Genomic DNA, 26,347 nt, shown 5'->3' with positions numbered 1-26,347 from the left:
GCCCACATCAGGCTTCCGGTATTTCTTCCTGAAACCGTTCATAGCTTCTGATTTCATAGTCGGTAAAGGTTCCCATCTTTTCATAGACCTCCATGGCCATGGAAAGCAGCGGGAACAGGGTAAGCGCTCCGGTTCCTTCCCCAAGCCGCATGCCGGCCCGGACAGGAGCCTGCAGACCAAGAGCAGAAAGCGCCATGGCTCCGGTTCCTTCCCCTGACATATGGGATGGCAGCAGATAATCCGTCACCCGGCAGTCTATCCGGTATGCCGCAAGCGCTGCAACACAGGAAATCGCACCATCCAGCACTACCGGCATTTCCTCCTTCACTGCTCCCAGAAATACACCAGCCATCATGGCGATCTCAAGACCGCCTCCTTCTGCCAGCAGCTCCTGCGGATCCGTATGGTGTTTTGCCCGTATCCTTGTGAGCGCCCTTTCTACTGCCCGGCACTTTCTCTCATAGCCTTCACAGGAAAGACCGGCTCCCTTTCCTGTCACCTCTCCTGCATCTTTATTCAGGTACAGCCCGGCAAGCACACTGGTTGGCGTGGTATTTCCAATCCCCATTTCTCCTACTGCAAGAATAGTATAGCCCTTCTCCTTCAGCTCCTTTACCAGTGCCTTTCCTTCCTCCAGTGCCCTTCTGCACTGCTCTCCTGTCATGGCGGCCTCCTTCGTGAGGTTTCCTGTGCCCTCTGCGATCTTCCGGTCTGCCACTGCATCCCTTCTCAGGGTTCTGTCCCGGTAGTATTCCCCCTTCATGCCGGCATCTACCGGATATACATCCACACCGGCTACCTCCGCCATATAGTTTACCGTAGAATTTCCTTTCGCGAAATTTTCTGCCACCACTCTGGTCACGCTGCTGTCAGTCTGGGTCACCCCCTCCTCTACAACGCCATGATCCGCACATAGCACAAGAAGTGCCCTTTTCTCCAGTGGATAAGGCTTTTCGGATCTTCCGATCCTGCACAGCTTCACCACCATATCCTCCAGAAGTCCAAGACTGTCAAGGGGCTTTGCAATACTGTCCAGATGCTTCTTTGCAAGCCGCCCTGCCCGGTAGCTTTCACAGGCACGAAGGAAGCTATAGAGCATCTCCGGATTGCTTTCATAATAAAAATGAGGGAATCCTGCTGCCATATGTGCTGTATATATCATACAGGAATAGCTTCTGTCTGAAAGCGGCTTTTTAGCCGTAAAGCCATCCCCATTGTTACTGCAGTCAAAATAATGGAATTCATGTCCACGGATCGATACCCCTGCATCCCCAAGAAGTCCCGGCTTTTCTGCTGCCGCATCCAGATAACCAAACCTTACGGAGCTCTTCGTCTGAAATCCTTCTCCATCAAGCACCCCTGTCATGTCAAAGGTTTTCCCTTCATAAGTCAGGTTTTTCTGTAAGTAAAGAAAGCCCCCGCATTCGGCAAGAACCGGCATGTTTCCTTCGCAGGCCTTTCTTACCTGATTTCTCATGGAGTGATTTTCAGAGAGTGCCTCTGCATACAGCTCCGGATAGCCTCCTGGCAGGATCAGACCATCTGTTTCCTCCGGCAGCTCCTGATCATGGATAGGAGAAAACAGGCAGACCTCTGCCCCCATTTTTTCAAGGAGCCTCCTGTTCTCTTCATAAAAGAAGCTGAATGCTTCATCCTGTGCCAGTGCGATCCGGACTTTGGTGGAAAGCACCGGCAGTGATCCGCTTTCTCCTGTCTGCAATTCCGGTGCTGTTTCTGCCACAGCAAGGATCCCCTCGAGGTCCACCGTCCTTTCCAATGTATCCCTAACCTCTGTGATCCAGGTATCAAATCCGGCAAGCTCCTCAGGCTGCAGCAGTCCAAGATGCCTTGACGGCACAGAAAGCACCGGCAGCTCCGGCAGATAGCCAAGGACAGGCAGCTCACACTCCTTCTCGATCACTGCTTTGATCCGTTCATAATAAGCAGGAGAAACCCTGTTTAAAAGCACACCCGCTATGTGACTGTCTTCCCGGTAGTCCCTTATTCCACGGATCAGTGCTGCCAGGGAAACACTGGCTCCCTTTCCATCCACCACAAGCAGCACCGGCGTCTTCGTGAGCCTTGCCACATCATAGGTACTGGCCTTTTCGCTGATCCCGGAAAGTCCGTCATAAAAGCCCATGACTCCCTCGATCACAGTCAGGTCACTCTGTTCCATTTTGTCTGTCAGGATCCCTCTCAGAGTATCCTCATCGGTAAAATAACTGTCCAGATTGCCGGAAGGTACTTTAAGCACCTTCCTGTGGAACATGGGATCAATATAGTCAGGGCCGCATTTCATGGCAGCCGCTTTGATCTGTTTCTTTTTGCACAGTGCCAGCAATCCACAGGTAAATAATGTTTTTCCGCTTCCGCTCTTTGGCGCAGCCAGCAGAATCCTTGCCTGTTTTTTCATTTCTCTCCTCCAAATGCTGCGATCCATACCGGATTTTCACTTTCTGTCAGATGATAAATGGAAAGCTCTTTTACCCTTGTAACCTGCACCTGGAGCAGCTCCATATTCCGGCAGCGTGGATTTTCCCGTTTCAGCTTCAGCAGTATTTCCAGCGTTTCCAGGGTAATGGCATTTATCACGATCCTTGCCCTGTCATTCTTCTGCAGCACTGCTTCTACGATCTCAGTCAGTCTGCCGCTGCTGCCTCCGATAAAAACATGGGTCGGTGCCGGCAGCTCCTGTAAAGCCTCCGGTGCCTCTCCCCTTATCTGTAAAAGATTGGATGCCCTGTGCTTTCTCGCATTCTCTCCGGTAAGGGCATACGCTTCTTCCTTCTTTTCTATAGCGTATACCTTTCCTTCCGTGGCAAAAAGTGCTGCCTCAATTCCCACAGAGCCGCTTCCGCTTCCGATATCATAAACGATGCTGTCCCTTTTCAGGTTTAATTTGGCTAAAGACAATACCCGGATCTCTTCCTTGGTCATAGGCACCTTTGCCCGGCTGAAAGAATCATCCGGAAGTCCCGGAAGGCTTCTTCTGTCTGTACCGCTCTCTGTTCTTTCCAGTAAAGCTATGGTAAGACTGTCTGTTTCCTTCCCGATAAAATCCTCTGGCCGCCCCCTCCTGATCCGCTCCTCTGGATAGGAAAGCCTCTCTCCTGCAGTAATCCCTACATCAGAAAGTCCATAGAAAACCAGCTTCTCGCACAGCCCGGAAAGCTGGCTTCTGCCACCGAGCAGAGCACAAACCTTCTTTCCTTCCAAAAGCATCGGAATCAGCTCCTGCTCCCTTCCATGACAGCTTACAAGTGCTGCTTCCTCCAGCGATAGTCCAAGTAGTGACAGAAAATAGACCGGAGAAGAAATACCCGGAATACGACTTACGCGGAAGCTCCCTGCAAGGAGCTCTTCCATGCCTTTTGCCCCGGAAGAAAAGCCCACATCCCCGGAATACAGAACGGCTGCTCTTTTTATGCTGCTGTGTTCCTTAAGATAGGCTGCGATCTCCTCTTTCCGGACACTGATAAAGCAGGGCTTATCTTCCGCCAGCACCTGATGTGCCTCCTGAAGCATCCGTCCGGATCCGATCAGCACCTCACAGGACTCAAGCACCTGACGGGTTTCCACAGACAGCAAAGAAGCTCTTCCAGGCCCCATGCCAATAAGATATACTTCTCTGTCTGTTTCTGGTACAGTCCCATCCGACGCCTTAAAAGCCACGCTTTCCAGAAGCTGGCAGGCCTCCTGAAGCGTCATGGTCTGCTTTTCTGCATTCTGCCCTTCCTTCTTTTCCGGGCATTCTGCCTCCGGTCTTTCCACCACTATAAGGGTTGCTCCGGCTGCCCTGGCCGCCCTGCATTTTTCTGCAAAGCCTCCTTCTTTTCCGGAGCTTTTCGTCACAAAGTACCTGCTTCCCGCACTCTTCAGCATGGCTTCATTCAGTTCTTCTGAAAAAGGTCCCTGCATAGCGATCAGATGTTTCCCTGAAAATCCAAGGGAAACGGCCTTTGCAATGGCTTCCTCCGAGGGCAGGATCCTTGCCGTGCAGCGTTCCTTAAAGTTCCGGAGCTTTGTATATTTCTCCAGTTCCTTACTGCCTGTAGCAATGAAAATCCTCCCTTCCGTCTCCTGCAGGAAGGAAACTGCCTCCTCCACACTTTTCACAGAAACTCTGTCTTCCCCGGCATCCGTGGCTTCCTCTTTTCGAAGGATCCTGACATAGGGCAGAGCCAGCTTTTCACAGGCCTTTCTGGCATTCTTTGTCACCAGCTCTGCATAGGGATGAGTCGCATCCATACAAAGCTCTGCCTGCCATGAAAGAAGAAGCTGTTCCATTTCTTCCTCTGTCAGATTGCCCTGATGTACCGTAAGAAAAGCGTTCTCCTTCAGAAGCTCTGCCCCGTATTCTGTGGATACGCTGACAATTACCGGTATCTTTAATGCCACAGCCTTCTCCGCCAGCACTCTTCCTTCTGTTGTCCCACCAAAGATGACAAGTCTCATACCCTGTTTCCTTCCTGATTTTCGATCCTGTACCCTCTTTTGGTTACCATTTTATCTCCTATCCTTCTGGTCGTACTGTTCCCGATAAACACCGTGGTGAACATATCTACCTGTGCCTCCCTGAGCTGCAGAAGGGAAAGGATCTCTGCTTCTTCTCCTTCTCTGCCAATGTTTCTCACATAGCCGCAGACTGTCTCCCCTCTTTTATAACGAAGAAGGATCTCACAGGCTTTTTTCAGATAATCCGGCCGGTTATGGCTGGAAGGATTATAAAGGCAGATCACAAAGTCTGCCTGCGCCGCCAGTGCCAGTCTCTTCTCGATCAGCTCATACGGCGTCAGGAGATCACTTAGGCTGATTAATGCAAAATCATGGGACAGCGGTGCACCAAGTACTGCCGCACCGGAAAGGGCAGCCGTCACACCCGGAACCACACGGATCTCCACTCCTGGATATGCCTCTCCCATTTCATAAAGCAGACCTGCCATACCATATACACCGGCATCTCCGCTACAGACCATAGCTGTCGTCCTTCCCTCCTGTGCAGTAAGAAGTGCCTTTTCACAGCGTTCCTTTTCCTGCCTCATTCCGGTAACAATGATTTCCTTTCCCTTACATAAGGCACGGATAAGCTCCATATATTTCTGATACCCTACAATCACCTCACAGGAAGAGATCACGTCCCTTGCCTCTGCCGTCATGCCTTCTTCTTTTCCAGGTCCGATGCCTACTACATAAATCTGCTTCAAAATACGATACTCCTCTGATATTCTCCTACTGCTGTGGTCACACCATTCTCTGCCCGTTTGCCTGACAGGAGAGCTGCACCTGATGCCACTACGCTGCGTTCACAGACATTATCCACACCTGTGACCTTTTCTACAAAATCTGACGCAGTAAAGCTGCCCATCTGAATCTGCAGCTGCTTTGCAGAATAGGTCATAAAGGGAATCTGCTTTTCCCGGCAGAAGGCAAGGATCCCTTCTTCCTCCTGCTTCAGGTCAATGCTTGCCACACCGGCAATTGCCTCCTCTGAAAGACAGATACTGTGCAGATGTGCAGTGACTGCCTGCCGGATCATTTCCTTATCAGTTCCCTTTCTGCAGCCAATACCAACTACAATATTCTTTGGCAATAGCTGCAGGCAGCATCCCTTCTTTGCAGCTCCGGCAGCTGTGTATACCCTGTCCGAGATCAGGATACGCTTTTCTTCCCTTTCAAGACCATTTTCTTTTCCCCTGCTTTTTTCAAGAATCAGCTCTTCCGGCACTTCTCCTTCTACAGGATAGCTGCACTCAAAGAATATTTTCTCCCCCTGGAGGATCGCTGCTGAAATTTCCTTTGCGCACTGGAAATCAGTCAGGACAAGGCCATTCCTTCTGGCAAATTCATCAACAGAAAAGCATCCCTCCCGGTCTGTGGCTGTAGTGATCACCGGGATCATCCCCTTATCTGCCATCAGTCCGGAAATTTCCTCTGCCAGCGTATTGGCTCCGCCAAGATGACCTGAAAGAAGGGAAATACAGAACCTTCCGGTTTCATCAATGACAAGGATAGCCGGATCCTTCGCCTTATGTCTGAGAAAGGGTGCAATACTGCGTACTGCAATTCCACTGGCACAGAAAAAAAGAATAGCATCCTTATCCGGGAACCAGCTTCCTGTCAGCTCTGTCACAGTTTCAGCCATGGAAATGGAGGAAAGTGCCCTGCACTTCACCTTATATTCCAGCTCATCCTCCGGATGCTTCTGCTGCCATCTTTCTCTGACCAGGATCATCAGGTCATATGCTGCTTCACTGCAGGCAATCATTCCTGCTCTCATAGCCTTTCTCCTTTCCGGCATTCTGCGTGTCCATCCCCTTCCGATATCCGGTAGTAAAACAAGGATCATAAAGCTTCGATCTTTCAAAGCCACTGTCTATCACATTTCCCACGATGATCAGCGCTGTCCTTGAAATGCCCTCTTCTTTCATCTTCTCCGGAAGCAAAGAAAGTGTGGTAACAAATTTCCTTTCCTCCGGCCAGGTTGCTTTATATACAACTGCTGCCGGAGTATCCGGCGCATATCCACCACCGATCAGCTCCCGGCTTACCTCTTCTGCCAGTCCTGATGATAAAAACAGCACCATGGTAGCCTGATGGGCTGCAAGGCTTCGAAGGCTCTCTTTCTCCGGAACAGCAGTCCTTCCCTCCGAGCGTGTGATGATCACACTCTGGGATATCCCGGGAAGCGTATATTCCAGGGAAAGTGCTGCTGCCGCCCCGCAAAAGGAGCTGACTCCCGGGCACACCTCCCAGGCTATATTTCTCCTTTGCAGCTCTTCCATCTGCTCCCTGACAGCGCCATACAGGCTGGAATCCCCTGTATGTAACCTGACTGTCATTTTTCCTGCCTTTTCTCCCTCCTCCATTACCTTAATCACCTCAGGAAGAGTCATATATGCACTGTTGTAGATCTGGCAGTCTTCTTTGGTATTTTTCAAAAGCGCCGGGTTGACCAGTGATCCTGCATAGATCACAATATCTGCCTCTGTCAGATACCGCTGCCCCCTTACCGTGATCAAATCCTCACTTCCCGGTCCTGCACCTACAAAATAAATCATGTTTCATCCTTTCTCTCATTCCTGCCTGTAAAATAAGGCAGAAGCTCTGCTGTTTCCTTCGTCTGTGTCAGAAATCCGAAATGCTCTGAAAACAGCATTACAGCGATCGTCACCTTAGAGCCGCCTCTGTGTCTGACATAACTGTCAATTGCTTCCTGCAGTTTTTCCATCACTGCTTCCCTGAGCCCCGCTTTTTCAAGAAGCGGTATCATTTCCTCTGTATTAATACAGGACATGATCTTCTCTGCAAGTTCCCTGGAGCCCCCTGCCAGAAAGGTGTATAATGCCATGATCTCTCTTCTGCCATCTGCCACCTTGGAATGGGTATTCATGATCCCTGCCGCCAGCTTAACCAGCTTGCCGATATTTCCCACAAGCAGGATCCTCTCCATACCATAGCTGACCGCCAGATCAATGGTTTCTCCTATATAATTGCTGCACTTCACACTGCTGTCCATGTCAAGCTGCAGATATTCACTGACATACCCCCTGCCGTAATTTCCGGGTGTAAGCAGAAGATTCTTTTCTCCGGCTGCAGCCCTCTGTCTGATCTCCGTCTCAATGGTATCCACGATCGCTTTTTCGCTCATAGGCTCCAGTATCCCTGTCGTTCCAAGAACAGACAAGCCTCCGACGATCCCCAGCTTTCTGTTAAAGGTCCGCTCTGCCAGTTCCTCACCACCTGGAATCCGCACAGTGATCAGCACCCTTTCTGACACATCAGCCAGCTTCAGTACTTCCCTCACTGCTCCAAAGATCATCTTCCTTGGCACCGGATTGATCGCTGCCTGTCCTGTTTTCTCAGGAAGTCCTTCTCTTGTGACTCTTCCGATCCCCTCTTCCCCTGTCAGATACAGACCTTTTCTTTCCTCGTCACAGAACCAGTCTTTCTGCGGTTCTGTTTCATCCGGAAGGATCCTTACTCCCGCATAGATCTTTGCATGGTTAGTCACATCCGGATCGTCCCCGCTGTCCTTGACCACATAATATTCTGCGAAATTATCTGTCCTTTCTGACATAAAAACCGGCACCTGCATCTGACTGCCTCCCGGCAGTCTTAAGTTCACAGCTTCCTCCTGCCCGTTCTCTTTATTTCCACATACACAAAAAAGCAGCCTGGCCGAAGCCAGTGCTGCTGCTGTGCAGCAGGTACCTGTTGTAATTCCACACCGGAGTTTTTTTTGATTCTTCGTCACATAAAGCTCCATCAGCTCTGTCCTTCCGTTTGTATTACATTCAGTGTACCACTGCTTATTTTCTGCGTCTATTATGATTTTGAAAACCTGCGCTCTTTTGTTTCCGTTTTCTCCTTCAGTGCTTCTCAGAATTTTTTCAGTTTCTTCCTGAGACTGTACAGCTTTCTTCCACAATGCAGGATCAGGATCACATACAGGAGCATCAATATACTGAATATCACCTCCAGCGTGATCTCATCCGGACTGTTCATGACGTTTGTCCACTGCGGGATCAGTATGCACAGGAAAACGACAAGCAGCGGAAGCATCCTGGTCTGAATCACGTGCTGCACCATGGAAAGCCTGGATTCATTGTCTGAAAAAAGCTCTCCCTCTTCCTCACAGGTCACAACACTGGCAGGCTTCCTGAAATAGATCCAGCCAAAGCATTTACCACAGCATTCCCATCCATAGTCGGCAAACATCTGCGCATAGTCCTGATCACCTTTTGCATTTCTATAATCCAGACGGTAGATCATCTCCTCCGGCTTCCCCACCTCAAAAATATAAATAAATGGCTGGATCATCTTCTGCAGGTGAAGTCCCTTTCTGCTCTGCTCCCTTAACCAGTTTTCTTCCTCTTCATAATCTGCTATAGTAAAAATCCTTGTAAATGTCTTTGTATTACTCATGATATTCTTCCCCCTGACTGTTCTGGTATAATCGTCTGATCCTTTTCTTTTCTGTTTCCAGTACCTCTTCTCCAAGCGGTGTCATACAGTACAGCTTCCGCTTCTCTTCCTCATGATCAAACCGGATCAGCCCGTCCCCCTCCATCTTGGAAAGTGTGCCATACATGGTTCCTGGACTGATAACAACCTGATTTCCGGTCATCACCTTCACCTGCTGCCCGATCCCGTAACCATGCTGCGGTCTCTGCAGGCAGTACAGAATATAAAATCCGGTTTCTGTCATGGGACAGTAAATCTTTCTGATTCGATCCTCCATCTTTCTCCTCTTTTCTTTTAGCACAGGTAATACTGATTCTTCCCTGTGCATTTCAATTCGATATATCACGTTTGGATACATCGCAATTAGATATATCGTGATTCGATATATATTATATATCACACCTCGATATATGTTGTCAACACTATTTTTCATGACACAAAAAAGTGGCATCCAAAAGTAAAAAAAGAACAGCCCTCTCTTTCAGAAAGCTGTTCCCTGATTTATTCTTCATTTTTTCTGACATACTGTGCGATCACCGCTGCCGCCTTTTCTACAACAGCACCCCTCTCTGTAAACATATATTCTGCAATTTCCATATTCAGTTCATTATCCTCAACCACGAGGATCCTGACACCCGCTATGGATCCCGCCTGAAGTGCGATCGTCTTTCCCGCAAGATCGGAAAGCTCTCTGATATCGCTGTCTTTCTTTACAACAAAGACACGTCTGGTATAAAGATAGGGTCATGCCCACTGATACTCTTCTTCCCTTCCATCCATGGTAAAACAGCACCAGATACAGTCTATTGTCCCCTCTCTCAGAAGTTTGTTTCTTTCCGGAAGATCCACTTCTGTAAATACAGGCTAATATCCGATCCTCCTGCAGGCTTCTGCCGCAAGTTCTGCATCGATCCCTGCATAGGATCCACTCACATCCCTGTAAAAATAGGGTGCATAAAGGGAACCACCGATCACGATCTTTGGCAGTTCCTCTTTTTCCCCGTTATTTCCTCTCATGCAGACGCAGACAGATAAAAGAAAAAACAATATTCCGTACAAAAACAGTCTTTTTTCTTCATATATATTCCCCAAATTATACTATTGGTTTATTATATAAAAGCTGTTTCTGATTGTCTATACGCAATCAGTACTACCCATTTTCCGGGGCAGCAGTATCTGTTTTCCCGCATCAGGAATGATAAATCTGATTTCCCTGAATTCTCTCTGCATCATTTCCTTAAGCCCCTCCGTTTCCACAGTATCAGAAACCGGGGGATAGGCATCATCAAAATGTGTCAGCAGCACTGCCTTTGGTTTAAGCCTCTGTAATACCTTTCTGGCATGCGCCTCCAGCGTACTGCTTCCCTGATAGGGAAGGCAGAGCAGATCTGCTCCTTCCTGATAATCCTCATTTTCAGAAAGTCCAAGGCTTCCCATGACCTGGATCCTTATATCCTGCCAGGATAATTCATACAGAACCGTCTCCCTGTGCTCCGGGTACTGAAGATGCAGCCTCAGGATCCTCTTCAAATTCCTGCGATACCGGAATACTCTGGCAGACAAAAGCTTTTTTCTTACCAGCTTTCTGTCAAAATGAATATGCACACCGGTATCTACCCGGACGGTAAATCCACAGACCATAAACCGGTCTCCCGGACTGATCCTGTGAACCAGTGAGGCTTCTATTCCATGCCTGTATAATGTCTGCTCCGGTGTCGCTGTACAGTAAACAGGCATTCTCCGAATACCTTCCAATACCGGCACCAGTGATAAATGATCCAGATGACCATGCGTGATCAATATGGCATCTCCAGAAAGGAAATCTTCTTTGTCATTCTGATTTTCTGCCCCGTCCATCTCCACGAAAGGATCGATCAGCACAGTTCCCTCTTTATTTTCAAGCTTCAAGGCTGCTGTCCCAAGCCACGTGATCCTAATGCCTTCTGTGTCTTTTCCGATGTCCTCCATGCTGTCCTCTTCCTGACGGTCTCTTCACTGGATTTTCTGCCGCCCGCCGTTTCTCTTCCTCATAGCATTCATTACATATGCCAAATCGGTCATCCAGCTGAAGTACCTTTCCGCACACCCTGCATCGCTTAATATAGGATTTCTTGCTGCCGGCCAGAATCCCCGTGATCCTCTCATCTGTCCGGTCCCGTTCTTCCTTCAGTCTTTCCTCATCCACGATCTTTCCCATACGGATGGAAAAATTGTGATAAAGATCCAGCATGCGGTAATAGATTTCATAGCTTTCCAGAAGATTGCTTCCAAGCCTTGCGCTGAACAGTGGAAAGGTAAGTGAAACATCCGCTGTATAGTCCATACAGTACTGACACCACTTGTTGACAATGGCGCTTGACTTAATATCAAGCGGGCAGGATATCATGTCAAAGATCACTTCTTTATTATCGCCCTCCGGCAGATACATGAAATCTCTGCTGTTTTTCTTCAGGATACGATAAAGCTCCAGCATTTCAGATACATCGATCTTCTTGTACGGAAAGCCTGCCGGAATGCTCTCCCATGTCCTCAGCAGCTCATCCAGTGGATGATCCAGGGAAAGCAGCACCTTTGGAAAGCCAAGCCTGGCATATGCAATATCCTTCAGCGGCTCCTTCAGGGCGCTGTCAATCAGAAGCAGTCCCTCTTCATCCCCTGCTGTCACGTATCCTTTTTCATATTTACCAAATCTGCCCGCTCTTCCTGCGATCTGCAGGATCTCCTGCTGCTTCAGTACTCTTCTTTCATTTCCGTCAAATTTGACGGTCTCACCAAAAACAATTCTCCGGATCGGCAGATTTAATCCCATTCCGATCGCATCTGTGGAAACCACAACACGAGTCTCCCCGGAAAGGAATTTACGTACTTCCTTCTTTCGGATCTCCGGCGGAAGATGCCCATAGATAACACTTGCACTGATCCCGGAAAGCTCCAGTCTGGCTGCCATGTCAAGTACTGCACGCTTGCTGAACATGATAATGGCATCCCCTTCCTTGATATCCTCTGCCAGCTTTTCCTTCAGGGATACCGGCTGTGATTCCAGCACCAGCTCTGTTTTTCTTTCATGATAAACCACTTCATAGGTATCATTACATTTTTCTATGATCCTTTTCAGGATCATTTCCGCATCCTGGCTGGCACAGACATGGATCAGCGGACACCGGATCCCAAGGATCGCCTTGACCCAGTTACTTCCCCTGAAATCATCCTCGATCATCTGAGCCTCATCAATCACTGCCACATCATATTCATCATCCATTGCCAGCATTTCTATTGTCTGTGATGTTACCGTGCTGTTTTCCACATAAAGGGTTTCTTCTCCCGTAACCATCGTGCAGTTTACCTGATTTTCTGCCATCAGATCATAGACCTCCAATGCCAGAAGACGCAATGGTGACAGATACGTCCCATGCTCTGCCCTCATCAGCATCTGCAGGGCATCATGGGTCTTACCGGAATTGGTCGGCCCGATATGCAGGATAAAATGTCTCTGCATCTGCCGTGCCTGCGGATACTCCATGGTTGGCTCCGTTGTTACCATCTCAGCGATCTGACGCTTCATCAGTCCCTGCCTGTAGCTCTGGTACTTGTCTGGAAGAGCCGTTCCCTTTGTCAGAAATGATGGCTTCGACAGCATGTATTCGCAAAAATCATCCTCAAGCTGTCTGTTCTGGATATAATTATAGTCCTGCTTGGCCAATGTGCGGACGGCATCCTTGATCTTCTTCAGCATTGACTGATCATCCGTCTGCAGTGCTATGGCATATAATACTGCTATATGGGCATACAAAGAGGGCATCTTCAGAACCTTGCCGTCCCTGATATTCTGACAGGCTGTTGTAACCTTCTTCTGAAGCTTATCCTGCTTTCCCGTCTTTTTCAGTGAAACGGCATATCTTCCGTATGCCCTGCAATATCTGTCTGTAAATTTCGCTTTATCCATTCTTTGTTGTATCCGTTTACCGGCATTTGCTCCTTGTTTATCTGTGGATCCTTTCCTGTCAAAAATCCACTTTTTATTGTAACATTATGCCGCTAACAATGCAAGAAAAGCCTGGTTATCCGCCTATAAACACCTATAAAAGCCCTGTCTTCTCCAGTGCCTGTCTGTCATGATCACTCATTTTAAATAAGAATAGAGGAAAGGATTTCTTTTCCAAGGTCACTCCTTTGCAGCTCCTTTGGAATCCCAAACAGCCCACAGATATACTCCTCCTGAAGGATCTCCTCCGGTGTCCCGTACCGGTCTGCATATTCCCCCCTTACGCAAAGAATCCTGTCGGATACCTGTGATACCAGCTCAAGCTCATGCAGCGACATGATCACAGTCAGACCTTTCTCCTTCTGCAGCTTTAAAAGGATCGACAAAAATTCAAGCTTATATTTAATATCCAGATAGGAAGTCGGTTCATCCAATATAAGAAGCTCCGGCTCCTGACAGATCGCCCTGGCCAGAAGCACTCTCTGCCTCTGTCCGTCACTGATCCTTCCGTAATCTTTTTCTGAAAGCTCCTGCACATGGACAAGTTCCATGGCGCTTTCTATCTTTTCTTTATCCTCCGCCGAAAGAAGTCCGAAACGCCCTGTATAGGGATATCTTCCAAATGCCACCACATCCCGGCATGTCATCAGTTCTGTATGAAGCCTGTCTGTCAGGACGACTGCCATCGTTCTGGCCAGTTCCTCCCTGCTGCAGGCTGCAAGATCCTTTTCTCCAAAATACATCCTGCCGCCAAGAGCAGCCAGCTGTCTTGCGATACTTTTCAGTATTGTGGATTTACCGGCACCATTTGGACCGATCAACGTCAGGATCCTTCCCTTTTCCAGAGATAACGTGATATCCCGTATCAGCGGCTTTCCCTCATAGCCGACTGTCAGCTTATCCAGTTTGAATTCATAATTCTGCTCCATACCTGCTCCTCACACCCTTCTGCCACACCGGCTGTTCTTCCATCACCTGTCCGGCATTACACATCCTTACGCCGCTTTGCCATCACGATCAGTACCACCGGTGCCCCAAATACTGCTGTCACTGTGCTGATACTCAGCTCCGTAGGTGAAAAGACCATGCGGGCGATCAGATCTGAAAGCAGACAGAATACTGCCCCGCCAAGGAAACAGGCCGGTATCATCAGGATAGGCTTTGATGATCCAAGCAGCCTCTTCACCAGATGTGGTGTTGCCACACCTACAAAGGAAACCGGTCCAGCAAAGGCAACCACGCAGGCCGATAAAATGCTCGACAGGATCACAAGACTTATCTTCAGAAAAGGGACATTGACACCAAGGCTCTTTGCCGTCACCTCTGATATCTCATAGGCACTGATCGGCTTTGCCAGAAAAAAAACAAGCAAAAAACTACTGAACACTACAACCGCCATTACCTGTACATTTCCCATATTGATCCCCGAAAAGCTCCCTCTGGACCAGTTATGCAGGTTCACGATCTGGGAATCCTCTGCAAATGTCACGATAAAATCTGTAATTGCCGAACAGATATAACCGATCATCACACCACTGACGATCAGTGCTGACATCTTATTCACACGCTTTGACATGGCAAGCACAAAGACCATGGACAGAATAGCCCCCACAAAAGCTGCAGTGATCATCATCAGTGAGCTTAATTGCATTGCTCTCCTTAAAGAAAGGATCATCAGCACCGCTACTGCCAGCTTGGCTCCGGAGGAAATACCAAGCACAAAGGGTCCTGCGATCGGATTTCTGAAAAAGCTCTGCAAAAGGTATCCTGACAGTGCAAGTGCCCCGCCAAGAAGCATCGCTGCCAGTGCCCTTGGCAGTCTGATCTTGCCAATGATTCCTGCTGTTACCTCCGGAACGTTCCCCCCAAGAAAATAGCTTTTCACCTCCAGAACAGAAACCGGCACACTTCCAATACAGATATTACATATGAAAAGGATCATTAGCAGCACAGCCAATACCACAAAAGCAGTCCCATATCGTCTTTCTTGCCTTTTTTCTCCCATTTTTTTATGATTCCCTCCTGATATTCCTGCCCTCTCCTTCACAGCTTTCACGAAAGTGGGTACATAAACCGCAGATCCTTTTTTCCCGTCAGCATTTTATGCACGTCCTCAATGAAAACACCAGCTGACAGCGACCTTTGATACAGATCCCCTGTGGTACAGAATACCCGTCCTTCTTTCACTGCCTTAAAATCCTTCAGTACCTCATCCTTATCACACAGCTCCTGCAGGGAATGTACCTCTCCTTCAATCGTGCTGTTGTAGATCAGATAATCTGCATCCTTTGCCTGCTGGTAAAAGGCTTCCATCTGCATATTGACGCTGGCTCTTCCATCACTATCCTTCCCTGTACTTTCCGGGATATAGCTGCCACCGGCAAGTGCTATCATTTCCGGCACATAATCTGTGGGTCTCCTCACATTCACGCCACCGGATGCATTGATATAGAAGAACGCCACCGTAGAAGGCTCTGCCTGTGCCGATATTTCTTCCGTCACACGCTTCAGTATCTCTTCCTGTTCTTCAAAAATAGCTTCCGCCTCTTCTTCCCTGGCAAGCAGTGCCCCATAAAGCTTCACCCACTCCACTCTTCCAAGCGGATGCGTCTCGTAGCTGGAATAATCGATCATTACCGGTATGCCAAGAGCCTCCAGCTGCTCTTTGATCTCCGGCGAATGAAAGATCATCGTGTTCTCCACCGCAAGCCCGCAGCCTCCTGAAAGAAGCTGTTCATAATCCGGTGCGCTGTATTTCCCCGCATACTTTATCCTTCCTTCTTCCATGGCCTCCTTTGCTTCTTCAATTCCCCAGCTTTCTTCAGTCAGGGATGAATACCGTATACAGGACAGGTCATCATAAAGACCTGCAAAGAAATCCATCACAGCGGAGGCTGCAATATAAATATCTGTCACCGGCTGCTGTAATACCTGTACATCCTCTGGAAGATCATCTGGAGCTTTCCCCTCTTCCGGGATCAGAAGTATCCGTTTCTCATTGCGGGTCGTAAGAAGCCGATAGCCCCCCGCATATTCATCCACCCGGAATTCCTTTGCATAGGTAAGGGGAATACTGCCTGTATAGGTGAGTTCACTGCTGATCTGAGGACTACCCAAAAGGACATCTGATCCCTCCGTTTTATTTTCTTCCAGGCTGCTTTCACTTTGAACTGCTTCACCCTCTGCAGCACTATGGAACATCAGCGTATATTCCACTTCATGGGGCTTACTCATGGCCGTCGTGTCAGCAGCTACCGGGATTTCCTCATCAAGTACAGCGACCGGGATCTCAAATACCGAGTTTCCCTCTGTATTGACCGGCAGATATTTTTCTCCATCCACCAGCATATAATCATAGTTTGGACTGCTCCACTCAATCCTGGCTGTCATCTGCCCTCCGGAAACGGTAAGCTCACAGGGTGAATCCACCGTGGCTCTGCCGCTTCCACCAGAAAGTGTCACTTCTATCTCATATTTGCCATCTGCCAGCGCCTGAGCTCTGTCCTGATCCCCGCTGCTGCCCTGACTTTCTGCTTCACTGTTCTGTTCTGTTTCTTTCTGCCCTGTCCTGTCACAGGCACTTGTAAACAGCAATACGGTGCAGAGTGCCAATATTCCCAATTGCTTCCATTTTGTTTTCATTAATCTATTCATTTTCTGCCTTCATTTCCTTTCAACTGCAAGCAGTTTATCATATTTTATAAAAAAAGACCACAGGAGATAGCTTTCTCCTGCAGCCTGATTATAAACATGACCTCTTCAGTCCTCTTCAATATGCTCTCTTCCCTTGCCGATGATCGTTTCTACATGCTCATCTGCCAGAGAGTAAAAGATCGATTTGCCTTCCCGTCTGCTCTTTACCAGTCTGCTCTGCTTCAGGATCTTGAGCTGATGGGAAATAGCCGACTGTGTCATATCAAGCGCCTGTGCCAGATCACAGACACATACCTCTGCTTCAAAAAGAACAAACAGAATACGGATACGGGTATAATCCCCAAAAATCTTGAACAGATCTGCCAGATCATTCAGTTCTTTTTCATCCGGCATGGTTTCTTTTACAATTTTCAGCAGATCCTCATGAACCTCTACAGTATCACAGCATTCTATTTCTGCCATAGCGCCTCGCCTCCTTCATCCTCTTTTACTACGAACCAGCCTACAGCTTCTTTACAAACAGGGCACGGATCGCATTCAGTACAGCAATTACCATAACTCCTACATCTGCGAAAATAGCTGCCCACATATTGGCGATACCAAGTGCACCCAGGATCAGGCAGATCACCTTGATACCGATTGCAAAATAAATGTTCTCATAAACAATACGAATACATTTTCTGGAAATTTTAATTGCCTTGGCGATCTTCAGCGGGTCATCATCCATCAGAACGATATCTGCTGCCTCAATCGCTGCATCTGAACCAAGAGCCCCCATGGCAATTCCGATATCCGCTCTGGAAAGCACCGGTGCGTCATTGATGCCATCTCCTACGAAGGCCAGCTTTTCCTTCTCGCTCTTCTTCGCAAGCAGCTCTTCCACCTTTGCTACCTTATCAGCCGGAAGCAGCTCGCTGCACACTTCATGAATGCCAAGCTCAGCCGCTACAGAATCCGCTGCCCGCTTCGTATCTCCTGTCAACATGACCGTCCTTGTTACACCTGCCCTTTTCAGTGCATCAATAGCTTCCTTTGCATGAGGCTTTAACAGATCGGAAATCACAATACATCCTGCAAAAGTACCATCAACTGCCACATAAACAAGGGTTCCTGCCTGATCGCATACTGTATAGGGAATTCCAAGCTGATCCATGAGCCTGCCGTTACCGGCTGCCACCAGCCTGCCATCTACTTTAGCTGTCACGCCCTTGCCACTGACCTCTGTTACTTCTGTTACACGGTTCTTATCAATCTCTTTGCCATAAGCCTTCTGCAGGCTCTTGCTGATCGGATGGCTGGAATAGCTTTCTGCACAGGCAGCACACTCGATCAGCTCTTCCTTTGAGAGTGCTGCCGGAAAAATACCACTGACTTCAAAGACACCCTGTGTCATCGTTCCTGTCTTGTCAAATACTACGTATTTTGTCTGTGAAAGTGTCTCCAGATAATTGGAGCCCTTCACAAGGACACCTTCCTTACTTGCTCCGCCGATTCCGGCAAAGAAGCTCAAAGGAATACTGATCACAAGAGCACAGGGACAGCTGATAACAAGGAAGGTCAGCGCTCTGTAGATCCATGTGCCAAAGTCAGCCGGCAGTCCCATAAATACCATTCTGACAATGGGCGGGATCAGTGCCAGTGCTACTGCGCCGTAGCAGACAGCCGGTGTATATACCCTTGCAAATTTGGAAATGAAATTCTCGGATCTTGATTTTCTGGAGCTGGAATTTTCTACTAGCTCCAGGATCTTGGAAACGGTGGACTCTCCAAATTCCCTGGTTGTCTTAATCTTCAAAAGACCGGTCATGTTGATACAGCCACTGATGACCTCATCACCTTCCTTTGCATTTCTAGGGAGGCTCTCTCCTGTCAGTGCGCTGGTATTCAGACTGGAGGTTCCTTCTGTAACAATACCATCTATCGGGATCTTTTCTCCCGGCTTTACCAGGATTATCGTTCCGATCGCCACTTCATCGGGATCTACCTGTACGACTTCTCCATCCTTCTCTATATTGGCATAGTCCGGACGGATATCCATCAGCTCACTGATATTTCTGCGGCTCTTACCTACCGCATAGCTCTGGAACAGCTCACCGATCTGATAGAACAGCATAACGGCAACGCCTTCCTTATAATCACCAAGTGCGATTGCTCCCACTGTAGCAACTGCCATCAGGAAATTCTCATCAAATACCTGACGATTCATGATCCCCTTGACAGCCTTTTTCAGGATGTCATATCCGATCACCAGATAGGGGATCATATACAGTGCAAGCTGCAGCCATCCCTCTGCAGGTACAAATGACAGTATAATCAGTAACGCAACTGCCACAATAATCCGAATCAATACCTTTTTCTGTTTCTTATTCATATGCTTCCTCTTTTCTCTATAAAAAGATCTCGCAGTCGTCCTCTACCTTCTTACAGTTCTTTAATACATCCTTCATAACTGCAGCAGGTTCGGCGCCATCCTCAAATTCAACGATCATCTTTAATGTCATAAAGTTAACAGTAGCATCCTTAATACCTGCAGTGTTCTTAGCTGCCTCTTCCATCTTATTAGCACAGTTTGCACAATCAACATCAATTTTATAAGTCTTTTTCATGTTCTCATCCTCTTTCTTTAAAGTTGTTTCATATGAACAATTATTCATATGTTTGATTGTATTATACCACTGCTGATGGTGATGTCAATAGGAATTTTCATTTTCAATAACTTCTGCAGTAGTGTCAGTCGATCGCTGTTACCTTATAATCCTTATCTTCCACTGCCTTTTTCAGCACATCATCCGCAACCTCTTTTGTCAGTGTCACTTCTGCACTGCCCTTCTCATGGCTTACCAGTGCACTCTCCACACCCTCTACTGCTTCCAGTGCCTTCTTTACAGCTGCCTCGCAGTGTCCACACATCATGCCTTCGATCTTCATTGTTTTCTTCATTTCATTACCCTCTTCTTTCTTTATATTTTTATTTTTTATGCTTTCTTCTGCTGCCTGTCTTCTGCCCTTCTGCTTCCCGTCATGGCTGCTGTCATAAACCTTAAAAAGGTTCAGCCGCAGGGCATTGGTTACCACGCAGAAGCTGGAAAGACTCATGGCTGCCGCTCCGAACATGGGATTTAACTGCCAGTGGAACAGCGGGATCCATACGCCTGCTGCCAGTGGGATTCCAATAATATTGTAAATAAATGCCCAGAACAGGTTCTCATGGATATTTCTGAGAGTTGCCCGGCTCAAACGCACAGCCGCCGGAATATCCTTCAGGCTGCTCTTCATCAGCACCACATCTGCGGCATCAATGGCAACATCAGTTCCGGCACCAATGGCAATCCCAACATCCGCCCTCGTCAGTGCCGGCGCATCATTGATACCATCACCTGCCATGGCTACCCTGCCTTCTTCCTTCAGGGAACGGACTACCTGTTCCTTGCCATCCGGCAGTACTCCTGCGATCACCTCCGTAATACCGGCCCTTGCAGCTACTGCCCTGGCAGTTCTTTCATTATCACCGGTCAGCATGATCACACGGATTCCCATATCTGTCAGCTCCTTCACTGCTTCCATGCTGTCCTCTTTGACCACATCTGCAACAGCGATCATACCAAGGAACTGGTTATCAAGGCCAAACAGCAGAGGTGTCTTTCCCTCTCCTGCAAGCTGCTTTACCTTTTCCTCTGTATCTGCTGAAAGAGGAATTTTGCTGCTGATATAGGCAAAGCTTCCTCCAGTCAGAAGTCCATCTCTGCCCCTTCCAAGAAGACCGTTCCCGGGAAGCGCCTGAAACCCTGTTACTTCTTCTGCTCTCAGCTGCTTTTCCTCAGCGTATGCTATGACTGCTCCTGCCAACGGATGCTCACTGTTCTTCTCGAGGGAATAAGCAAGTGTAAGCAGGCGTTCCTCTGGCACACCTTCTGCCGGCAGTATATCGGTCACTCTGGGTTCACCCTTAGTAATGGTTCCTGTCTTATCCAGTACCACGATTTCTGTCTTGCCGGTTTCTTCCAGAGAAGCTGCTGTCTTAAATAAAATGCCGTTTCTGGCACCCATACCGTTACCTACCATGATCGCTACAGGCGTTGCCAGTCCAAGGGCACAGGGACAGCTGATCACCAGTACAGAAATGGCTCTTGCAAGTGCATATCCAAAGCTCTGCCCTGCCAGGATCCATACCAGGAAAGTGACAGCAGCAATGACGATCACTGCCGGCACAAAAATACCAGAGACCTTATCCGCTATCCTGGCGATCGGTGCCTTGGTAGCAGCTGCATCGCTGACCATCTGGATGATCCTGGAAAGAGCTGTATCCTCCCCTACTCTGACTGCCTCACAGGTAAGAACACCGGACTGATTAATAGTAGCTGCAGATACCTCGTCGCCTTCTGCCTTGTCCACCGGGATGCTTTCTCCGGTAAGAGCTGCCTCATTGACAGCGCTGCTTCCCCTCACTACAATACCATCCACAGGTATATTCTCTCCAGGCTTTACCAGGAAAAGATCTCCTTTTTTCACCTGATCAACGGGAACCTCCTTCTCTTCTCCCCCGATAAGCAGAACTGCTTTCTGGGGAGCCAGCTTCATCAGACCCTTCAGTGCATCTGTAGTCTTTCCCTTGGAATGCGCTTCCAGCATCTTTCCTACTGTGATCAGTGTCAGGATCATGGCTGCAGATTCAAAATAAAACTCATCCATATACTTCATGACACCGGTCATATCACCCTTCACCTGCGCATCTGTCATGGCAAACAGTGCATAGGTGCTGTACAGGAAGGCAGCGCTGCTTCCCATGGCAACCAGCGTGTCCATATTCGGTGCTCTGTGAAAAAGACTCTTAAAGCCGCTGATAAAAAATTTCTGGTTGATCACCATGATCATAATGGTCAGCAAAAGCTGTACCAGTCCCATAGCCACATGATTTCCTTCAAAGAATGCCGGCAGAGGCCAGCCAAACATCATATGTCCCATGGAAAAATACATCAGTACGATCAGAAAGCCAATAGATGAAAACAGCCTCTTTTTCAGCTTCGGTGTCTCCTTATCTTCCAGTGCCTTTTCCTGCTCCATGATGCTTTCAGCATTGTGTCCTGCCTCTCTGTCAGCTTCCTTCAGGGCTGCCCCGTATCCTGCTTCCTCAACTGCCCGGATGACCGACGCACTGTCTGCATCTCCCTCAACGCCCATGGAGTTTGTCAGGAGACTGACGGAGCAGGCACTGACACCGTCTACTTTGGAAACTGCCTTCTCCACTCTGGCACTGCAGGCGGCACAGCTCATCCCTGTTACTGTATATTGTTTCATTTTCTCATAACTCCTCTCTTCAAATTTAGTGCTTGTACTTCTAAGACTTCTACTTCATCAGCTTCTGAAGGATCTTCATCAGTTCATCTACTGTTTCTTCTTTTCCTTCCTTAATATCTCTCACAACGCAGGTTTTCATGTGATTTTCCAGCAAAACCTTATTAAAGCTGTTCAATGCAGCACTTACTGCCGCTACCTGTGTCAGAATATCTGTACAATAGGCATCTCTTTCTATCATGCCCTTAATCCCCCTGATCTGTCCCTCGATCCGGTTCAGGCGATGGATCAGATCCTTATATTCCTCCGGATCTCTTTTCTTTGTTTTATGACAGCAGCATGCTTCTTCCATTTTCTATTCCTCACTTCCCTGATTTGAGCTTATTATATACCCCTATGGGGTATATTGCAAGTTCATATTTTCTCAATAGCAAAAAAGATACTCCTCCGTCTCCGAAAGAGTATCTCCTGTTTGTCTGTCCTGATCCAGCCTGCTGCCAGATTTCTTATTATTTTCCTTCCTTCGTCAGATCCACCAGTCCGTTCAGTATCTCTGATATCTCATTCATGGTTACCTGATTATCTTCCTCTGCCTTCATGGTTTCTCCGGCATGCGCAGAAACTTCTTCTGAGATTGCTGACATAGTCTGTACCGCATCCACAATGTTCTGGTTGGAATCCTTCAGCTGCTTCACCGTATCTGCAAGCTGCGTAATGCTCTGCTGCACAGAAACCGTGCTGTTCCTGATGGCATCAAACTGCTTTGCAGCATTGTCAGTTCCTTCCTTCTGTCCATTGATCCCTTTGATCATTTCTTTGATCACACCGACAACATTCTGGATCGCTGATGACACATTCCCAATCAGTTCAGCAATATTGGCTGTTGCTTCCTTTGTTCTTGTAGCCATGCCGGAAATTTCTGTCGCTACTACAGAAAAGCCACGGCCTGCCTCTCCAGCTCTTGCAGCTTCAATGCTGGCATTTAATGCAAGCAGACTGGTCTGAGATGTGATTCCTCCGATCAGTTCTACAATGGAATGCATTTCTTCCATATAATGCTCGAGTTCTTCCAGCTTCGCAGTTACCTCCGTTCCGTTCTGTACGGAAATATCTACCTCTGTTTTCAGCTCTTCAATATCATGATTACCCTGACCCAGCGCCTTCAGTGTCTGATCCATATTCCCCCGGATCGCCAGAACTGTATTTTCCACTTCTGTTACCTGTTCCTGGATCGCCATGGTCTGTGTCTGCTGTGCCTGAATATGCTCTGCCGTATCCTGTGAACCGGCATTTACTTCTTCCATGGTTCGCCCGGTCGCTCTGGAAGCTTCTGTTAATTTATTCATTCTATCTGATATATTACCAACACCTGCTGATAGCTGGTCTGAAAGAGCCCGACCCTCCTCAAGCAGCCTCTCTGCCTTTTCCTCGGATGCCCTGACCTCTTCCAGCTTCTTTTCCGAATTGGCCTTCATTGTTCTCACAGTGATAATAGAATACACAGCGACAAGCAGCATGACCATAAGCTGCATTACACCGGTATCAGTATCCACATATCCAAACCGATGAAGCTTTGCACCAGCACCGATAACGATCAGCGTTTCCAGAACCGTTCCGACATTGATCAGTAAAAGATTTCTCACATCATTGAAAATAGTCACCACAAAGACCATTGGAATAACAAAAACAAAGATCATATGATTTGTCGCGGTAAAAAGACATGCTGTATAATATACGGCAAATCCTATAGAAACCAGATGCTTGATCAGTGTTGTATCCTTATTTTTGCTGTAGCTGATAAATTCTGCTATTACCGGAATAAATCCGACCACCGTCATTACGATCAGATAAAGTACACTGCTTCTTCCCTCAATAGTCTGCAAAAGCATCAGCACTGTGATAAGCAGTACTGTCGTAAAATGAGTGATCATAGCTGTTTTGTTGTTTCTTTGCATCTCTGACATCTCTTTTGTTCCCCTCTCTTTTGTGGTGGGTGAACTTTTTTCTAATGACAGTGTCCACCACAGTTTTTGCAATCTCCACCGCACTGAAGAGATTTTCCTGCCTTTTTGTCACGGATCATACTTCTGACTGCAAGACCGACAACCAGAAGAAGAACTGCTCCTACAATAATTGTTCCCATAAGCTGGTCTCCTTTCCACATTTGCATAGTTAGTATACGCTAACCTCATGGAGTTGTCAATGATTCCCACATTACTCTCTTCTGCTGATGATTTGTTATTTTTGCACATTTCAGTTTTATGTGTTACAATATAAGTCAGTTATACTCTAAACTATAAACCGTTTCCTTCAGAAAGAAAGGCTTCAACTATATGAAAGTAAATGAATCTGCAGAAAATTATCTTGAAACTATCCTCGTACTCAGTCATCAGAAGCCTGTGGTACGTGCTGTTGATATCGCCGAAGAACTGGACTTCAAAAAATCAAGTGTCAGTGTTGCCATGAAAAATCTCCGCGAAAAGAATCACATCACAGTTACCAAAGAAGGCTATATCTACCTGACTCCATCCGGCAAGGAGATTGCTGATATGATCTATGAACGTCATCAGCTTCTCAGTAACTGGCTCATGCGCCTTGGTGTAGATGAGAAAACAGCCACAGAGGATGCCTGCCGTATGGAACATGTGATCAGTAAGGAAAGCTTTGAAGCCATTAAAAATCACATAAAATAACAGATTATTTTTCCTTACTTTCCTCTGTTACATAAGACTCCATGAATATAGAGAACGAACACGGTCTGCCAAAGAAATATCCCTGGATATAATCAGGCTCTATCCTGCTGATCTTATCCAACTCCTGTTTCGTTTCTATTCCCTCCACACAGAGCTTCAGATCTATACTGTGCGTCATCTCTACCATATGCTGCAGAAGGTTATATTCATATCCGTTATTTAATGCCTTGAGAGTAAAGGATCTGTCAATCTTGATGGTATCCGGACTTAAGTTATACAGGTAATGGAAATTGGAATATCCGGTTCCGAAATCATCCAGAGCAAGCGGTATCTCACTCCTCTTCAGTCCATCGCAGAAGCGTCTGAAGTTGGCATCACATTCCAGGAATCCGCTTTCTGTCAATTCTATGATGAGACTGCCTCTTTTGATCTTATATATACTGATTGCACTCAGAATTTCTGTCAGCATATCACTTTTCAGCACCTGAATATAAGATACATTGACTGATATGCGGAAATCCGGAATATATTTCTGGATCTGTCCGCATGCCTTCAGTGCCTGATGCAGAACGAAGCGCCCCACCGGAATGATCAGTCCACTCTCTTCTAACAGAGGAATAAATTCTGCCGGGGAAACCATTCTTTCTTTTGTTCTGAACCGAAGCAGTGTTTCTGCACTGACAAGCTTCTGACTCTTAATATCTACGATCGGCTGGAAATAAGCTTCGAATCCCTCAAAATTCTGATTTACAGACTTACGCATGGTATGAATCAGTTCTTTTTTGTCAAGAAACTTCTGATAATCCTCTTCCTTATAGATCACATATGTATTTTTGCCGGCTTCCTTCGCTCCGGCCAGCGCAAACTCGGAAAGCTTCAGGATATTCTCACTGCTCCTATCCTGTATTGCTGAAATGGGAAGAATTCCCGCAGAGATCGTATAAAATACATCATATCCGATTTTTTCGATCAGTTCATCTATCCCTTCCCGGATCGCACGGTACAGATCAACAGCACTTTCTGCTGTTCCGTTCTGTCCAAAGATCAGAAATTCATCTGCAACAAGACGGTAGATCCTGCGTTCAGATCCTGCTATACTCCGGATACATTCTGCTGTTTTATGCAGGATCATATCTCCGTATTCCATTCCTTTATTCTCATTGATATCCTTGAAGTTATCAATACCTATACGCAGGAAAACACCTTTATCATTCTTAATAAGCTCTGAAAGCTCTGCCCTGAGGCTTGTCTCTCCAAGCAGTCCGCTGACATTATCTGCCTGCTGTTTCTTGCCGATCTCATTGATACAGCCGGTGATCAGTTCCGGTCTGCCTTCTTCATCCACAAGTACATTTCCACGGCAGTTGATCCAGACCGGCTTTCCCTCCTTGTCCTTCCACCGGTAACGCAGATTATGGAAGCTTTTCTTTCCGGAAACGATTTCAGTAAGATCCTGGGAAAGCAGATCAAGATCCTCTTCATATACCACCTTCGTAAAAGCAGCTGTATAATCAGGAAAATCGGCCGCAGGAAGTGGAAATCTGTCCACTGCATTTTCTGATATTACATAATGCCCATTCTTTAGATTAAGAACAAAAAGATAATTATCAACACATGGATTCAGAATATCTATCACATGCTCTATTTCCTCAAACGACATTTTGTTTGACAAATCTTCCATGCTATACCCCTCTTTCGTCAAAAGATAACCCTTATAATTGTAACATACTCCCGGCTGTTCAACAACCGGGAGTATGCA

23 protein-coding genes are annotated in these 26,347 nt (G+C 47.3%); 1 reads left to right on the top strand and 22 read right to left on the bottom strand.

Features of this window, described 5'->3' with window-relative positions; translation table 11 throughout:
• Positions 1–7: 7 nt before the first annotated feature.
• The 21 genes from OCV77_RS08900 to OCV77_RS08800 form a co-directional block, all read right to left on the bottom strand.
• Positions 8–2,416, bottom strand: coding sequence for a cobyrinate a,c-diamide synthase (locus OCV77_RS08900; protein WP_262574700.1), 2,409 nt, complete (start codon positions 2,414–2,416; stop codon positions 8–10).
• Positions 2,413–4,458 carry a precorrin-6A reductase gene (gene cobK / locus OCV77_RS08895; RefSeq protein WP_262574699.1) on the bottom strand — a complete coding sequence of 682 codons (2,046 nt, stop codon included), beginning with the start codon at positions 4,456–4,458 and terminating at the stop codon, positions 2,413–2,415. The genes OCV77_RS08900 and cobK overlap by 4 nt, the downstream gene beginning before the upstream one ends.
• Complete coding sequence (cobJ, locus tag OCV77_RS08890; RefSeq protein ID WP_262574697.1) at positions 4,455–5,207, bottom strand: precorrin-3B C(17)-methyltransferase; 753 nt, start codon at positions 5,205–5,207, stop codon at positions 4,455–4,457. The genes cobK and cobJ overlap by 4 nt, the downstream gene beginning before the upstream one ends.
• Positions 5,204–6,280, bottom strand: coding sequence for a cobalt-precorrin 5A hydrolase (locus OCV77_RS08885; RefSeq protein ID WP_262574696.1), 1,077 nt, complete (start codon positions 6,278–6,280; stop codon positions 5,204–5,206). Before OCV77_RS08885 ends, cobJ begins: the two co-directional genes overlap by 4 nt.
• Positions 6,252–7,061, bottom strand: a complete 810-nt coding sequence (gene cobM, locus OCV77_RS08880; RefSeq protein ID WP_262574695.1) for a precorrin-4 C(11)-methyltransferase — start codon at positions 7,059–7,061, stop codon at positions 6,252–6,254. The genes OCV77_RS08885 and cobM overlap by 29 nt, the downstream gene beginning before the upstream one ends.
• Complete coding sequence (cbiD, locus tag OCV77_RS08875) at positions 7,058–8,257, bottom strand: cobalt-precorrin-5B (C(1))-methyltransferase CbiD (RefSeq protein ID WP_262574694.1); 1,200 nt, start codon at positions 8,255–8,257, stop codon at positions 7,058–7,060. The genes cobM and cbiD overlap by 4 nt, the downstream gene beginning before the upstream one ends.
• 125 nt (positions 8,258–8,382) lie before the next feature.
• Complete coding sequence (locus OCV77_RS08870; RefSeq protein ID WP_262574693.1) at positions 8,383–8,928, bottom strand: DUF2812 domain-containing protein; 546 nt, start codon at positions 8,926–8,928, stop codon at positions 8,383–8,385.
• Positions 8,921–9,244, bottom strand: a complete 324-nt coding sequence (locus tag OCV77_RS08865; protein ID WP_118798210.1) for a PadR family transcriptional regulator — start codon at positions 9,242–9,244, stop codon at positions 8,921–8,923. The genes OCV77_RS08870 and OCV77_RS08865 overlap by 8 nt, the downstream gene beginning before the upstream one ends.
• A gap of 587 nt (positions 9,245–9,831) precedes the next feature.
• Positions 9,832–10,026, bottom strand: coding sequence for a hypothetical protein (locus tag OCV77_RS08860; protein ID WP_262574692.1), 195 nt, complete (start codon positions 10,024–10,026; stop codon positions 9,832–9,834).
• 75 nt (positions 10,027–10,101) lie between these two features.
• Positions 10,102–10,935, bottom strand: coding sequence for an MBL fold metallo-hydrolase (locus tag OCV77_RS08855; RefSeq protein WP_262574690.1), 834 nt, complete (start codon positions 10,933–10,935; stop codon positions 10,102–10,104).
• Entirely contained in the window at positions 10,901–12,910 is a 2,010-nt protein-coding gene (locus tag OCV77_RS08850; RefSeq protein ID WP_118798206.1) for a helicase-related protein, read from the bottom strand. The genes OCV77_RS08855 and OCV77_RS08850 overlap by 35 nt, the downstream gene beginning before the upstream one ends.
• Before the next feature lie 182 nt (positions 12,911–13,092).
• Positions 13,093–13,878 (bottom strand): ABC transporter ATP-binding protein, encoded by a 786-nt coding sequence (locus OCV77_RS08845; protein ID WP_262574689.1) that lies wholly within the window; start codon positions 13,876–13,878, stop codon positions 13,093–13,095.
• 56 nt (positions 13,879–13,934) lie between these two features.
• Entirely contained in the window at positions 13,935–14,954 is a 1,020-nt protein-coding gene (locus tag OCV77_RS08840; protein ID WP_262574687.1) for a FecCD family ABC transporter permease, read from the bottom strand.
• 47 nt (positions 14,955–15,001) lie between these two features.
• Entirely contained in the window at positions 15,002–16,603 is a 1,602-nt protein-coding gene (locus OCV77_RS08835) for an ABC transporter substrate-binding protein (protein ID WP_262574685.1), read from the bottom strand.
• A gap of 105 nt (positions 16,604–16,708) precedes the next feature.
• Positions 16,709–17,065, bottom strand: a complete 357-nt coding sequence (locus tag OCV77_RS08830) for an ArsR/SmtB family transcription factor (protein WP_118798203.1) — start codon at positions 17,063–17,065, stop codon at positions 16,709–16,711.
• A 40-nt stretch (positions 17,066–17,105) separates the two neighbouring features.
• Positions 17,106–18,974 carry a heavy metal translocating P-type ATPase gene (locus tag OCV77_RS08825; protein WP_262574683.1) on the bottom strand — a complete coding sequence of 623 codons (1,869 nt, stop codon included), beginning with the start codon at positions 18,972–18,974 and terminating at the stop codon, positions 17,106–17,108.
• A 16-nt stretch (positions 18,975–18,990) separates the two neighbouring features.
• Positions 18,991–19,209 carry a cation transporter gene (locus OCV77_RS08820; RefSeq protein WP_262574681.1) on the bottom strand — a complete coding sequence of 73 codons (219 nt, stop codon included), beginning with the start codon at positions 19,207–19,209 and terminating at the stop codon, positions 18,991–18,993.
• A 124-nt stretch (positions 19,210–19,333) separates the two neighbouring features.
• Positions 19,334–21,898, bottom strand: a complete 2,565-nt coding sequence (locus tag OCV77_RS08815) for a heavy metal translocating P-type ATPase (RefSeq protein WP_262574679.1) — start codon at positions 21,896–21,898, stop codon at positions 19,334–19,336.
• A 49-nt stretch (positions 21,899–21,947) separates the two neighbouring features.
• Entirely contained in the window at positions 21,948–22,247 is a 300-nt protein-coding gene (locus tag OCV77_RS08810; RefSeq protein ID WP_118798199.1) for a metal-sensing transcriptional repressor, read from the bottom strand.
• 157 nt (positions 22,248–22,404) lie between these two features.
• Positions 22,405–23,859 carry a methyl-accepting chemotaxis protein gene (locus OCV77_RS08805; protein WP_262574678.1) on the bottom strand — a complete coding sequence of 485 codons (1,455 nt, stop codon included), beginning with the start codon at positions 23,857–23,859 and terminating at the stop codon, positions 22,405–22,407.
• 41 nt (positions 23,860–23,900) lie between these two features.
• Positions 23,901–24,038, bottom strand: a complete 138-nt coding sequence (locus OCV77_RS08800) for a FeoB-associated Cys-rich membrane protein (protein ID WP_118798197.1) — start codon at positions 24,036–24,038, stop codon at positions 23,901–23,903.
• A gap of 190 nt (positions 24,039–24,228) precedes the next feature.
• Here OCV77_RS08800 and OCV77_RS08795 point away from each other — a divergent pair, with 190 nt between their 5' ends.
• Positions 24,229–24,588 (top strand): metal-dependent transcriptional regulator, encoded by a 360-nt coding sequence (locus tag OCV77_RS08795; RefSeq protein WP_118798196.1) that lies wholly within the window; start codon positions 24,229–24,231, stop codon positions 24,586–24,588.
• Positions 24,589–24,592: 4 nt separating this feature from the next.
• On the opposite strand, the gene OCV77_RS08790 is transcribed toward OCV77_RS08795, so the two are convergent.
• On the bottom strand, positions 24,593–26,269 hold the full coding sequence (locus OCV77_RS08790) for a GGDEF and EAL domain-containing protein (RefSeq protein ID WP_262574677.1): 1,677 nt from the start codon (positions 26,267–26,269) through the stop codon (positions 24,593–24,595).
• Between the last annotated feature and the right edge of the window lie 78 nt (positions 26,270–26,347).

The sequence above is a fragment of the Suilimivivens aceti genome, from assembly GCF_025567405.1.
GTDB lineage: Bacteria > Bacillota > Clostridia > Lachnospirales > Lachnospiraceae > Suilimivivens > Suilimivivens aceti.
This window is presented reverse-complemented; position numbering and strand designations above follow the sequence as displayed.

Bases quoted from the DNA above. Each gene is read 5' to 3' on its own strand.
- OCV77_RS08900 (WP_262574700.1), bottom strand. From the start codon at position 2,416: ATGAAAAAACAGGCAAGGATTCTGCTGGCTGCGCCAAAGAGCGGAAGC.
- cobK (WP_262574699.1), bottom strand. From the start codon at position 4,458: ATGAGACTTGTCATCTTTGGTGGGACAACAGAAGGAAGAGTGCTGGCG.
- OCV77_RS08885 (WP_262574696.1), bottom strand. From the start codon at position 6,280: ATGAGAGCAGGAATGATTGCCTGCAGTGAAGCAGCATATGACCTGATG.
- cobM (WP_262574695.1), bottom strand. From the start codon at position 7,061: ATGATTTATTTTGTAGGTGCAGGACCGGGAAGTGAGGATTTGATCACG.
- OCV77_RS08870 (WP_262574693.1), bottom strand. From the start codon at position 8,928: ATGAGTAATACAAAGACATTTACAAGGATTTTTACTATAGCAGATTAT.
- OCV77_RS08865 (WP_118798210.1), bottom strand. From the start codon at position 9,244: ATGGAGGATCGAATCAGAAAGATTTACTGTCCCATGACAGAAACCGGA.
- OCV77_RS08855 (WP_262574690.1), bottom strand. From the start codon at position 10,935: ATGGAGGACATCGGAAAAGACACAGAAGGCATTAGGATCACGTGGCTT.
- OCV77_RS08850 (WP_118798206.1), bottom strand. From the start codon at position 12,910: ATGGATAAAGCGAAATTTACAGACAGATATTGCAGGGCATACGGAAGA.
- OCV77_RS08845 (WP_262574689.1), bottom strand. From the start codon at position 13,878: ATGGAGCAGAATTATGAATTCAAACTGGATAAGCTGACAGTCGGCTAT.
- OCV77_RS08840 (WP_262574687.1), bottom strand. From the start codon at position 14,954: ATGGGAGAAAAAAGGCAAGAAAGACGATATGGGACTGCTTTTGTGGTA.
- OCV77_RS08835 (WP_262574685.1), bottom strand. From the start codon at position 16,603: ATGAATAGATTAATGAAAACAAAATGGAAGCAATTGGGAATATTGGCA.
- OCV77_RS08830 (WP_118798203.1), bottom strand. From the start codon at position 17,065: ATGGCAGAAATAGAATGCTGTGATACTGTAGAGGTTCATGAGGATCTG.
- OCV77_RS08825 (WP_262574683.1), bottom strand. From the start codon at position 18,974: ATGAATAAGAAACAGAAAAAGGTATTGATTCGGATTATTGTGGCAGTT.
- OCV77_RS08820 (WP_262574681.1), bottom strand. From the start codon at position 19,209: ATGAAAAAGACTTATAAAATTGATGTTGATTGTGCAAACTGTGCTAAT.
- OCV77_RS08815 (WP_262574679.1), bottom strand. From the start codon at position 21,898: ATGAAACAATATACAGTAACAGGGATGAGCTGTGCCGCCTGCAGTGCC.
- OCV77_RS08810 (WP_118798199.1), bottom strand. From the start codon at position 22,247: ATGGAAGAAGCATGCTGCTGTCATAAAACAAAGAAAAGAGATCCGGAG.
- OCV77_RS08805 (WP_262574678.1), bottom strand. From the start codon at position 23,859: ATGTCAGAGATGCAAAGAAACAACAAAACAGCTATGATCACTCATTTT.
- OCV77_RS08800 (WP_118798197.1), bottom strand. From the start codon at position 24,038: ATGGGAACAATTATTGTAGGAGCAGTTCTTCTTCTGGTTGTCGGTCTT.
- OCV77_RS08795 (WP_118798196.1), top strand. From the start codon at position 24,229: ATGAAAGTAAATGAATCTGCAGAAAATTATCTTGAAACTATCCTCGTA.
- OCV77_RS08790 (WP_262574677.1), bottom strand. From the start codon at position 26,269: ATGGAAGATTTGTCAAACAAAATGTCGTTTGAGGAAATAGAGCATGTG.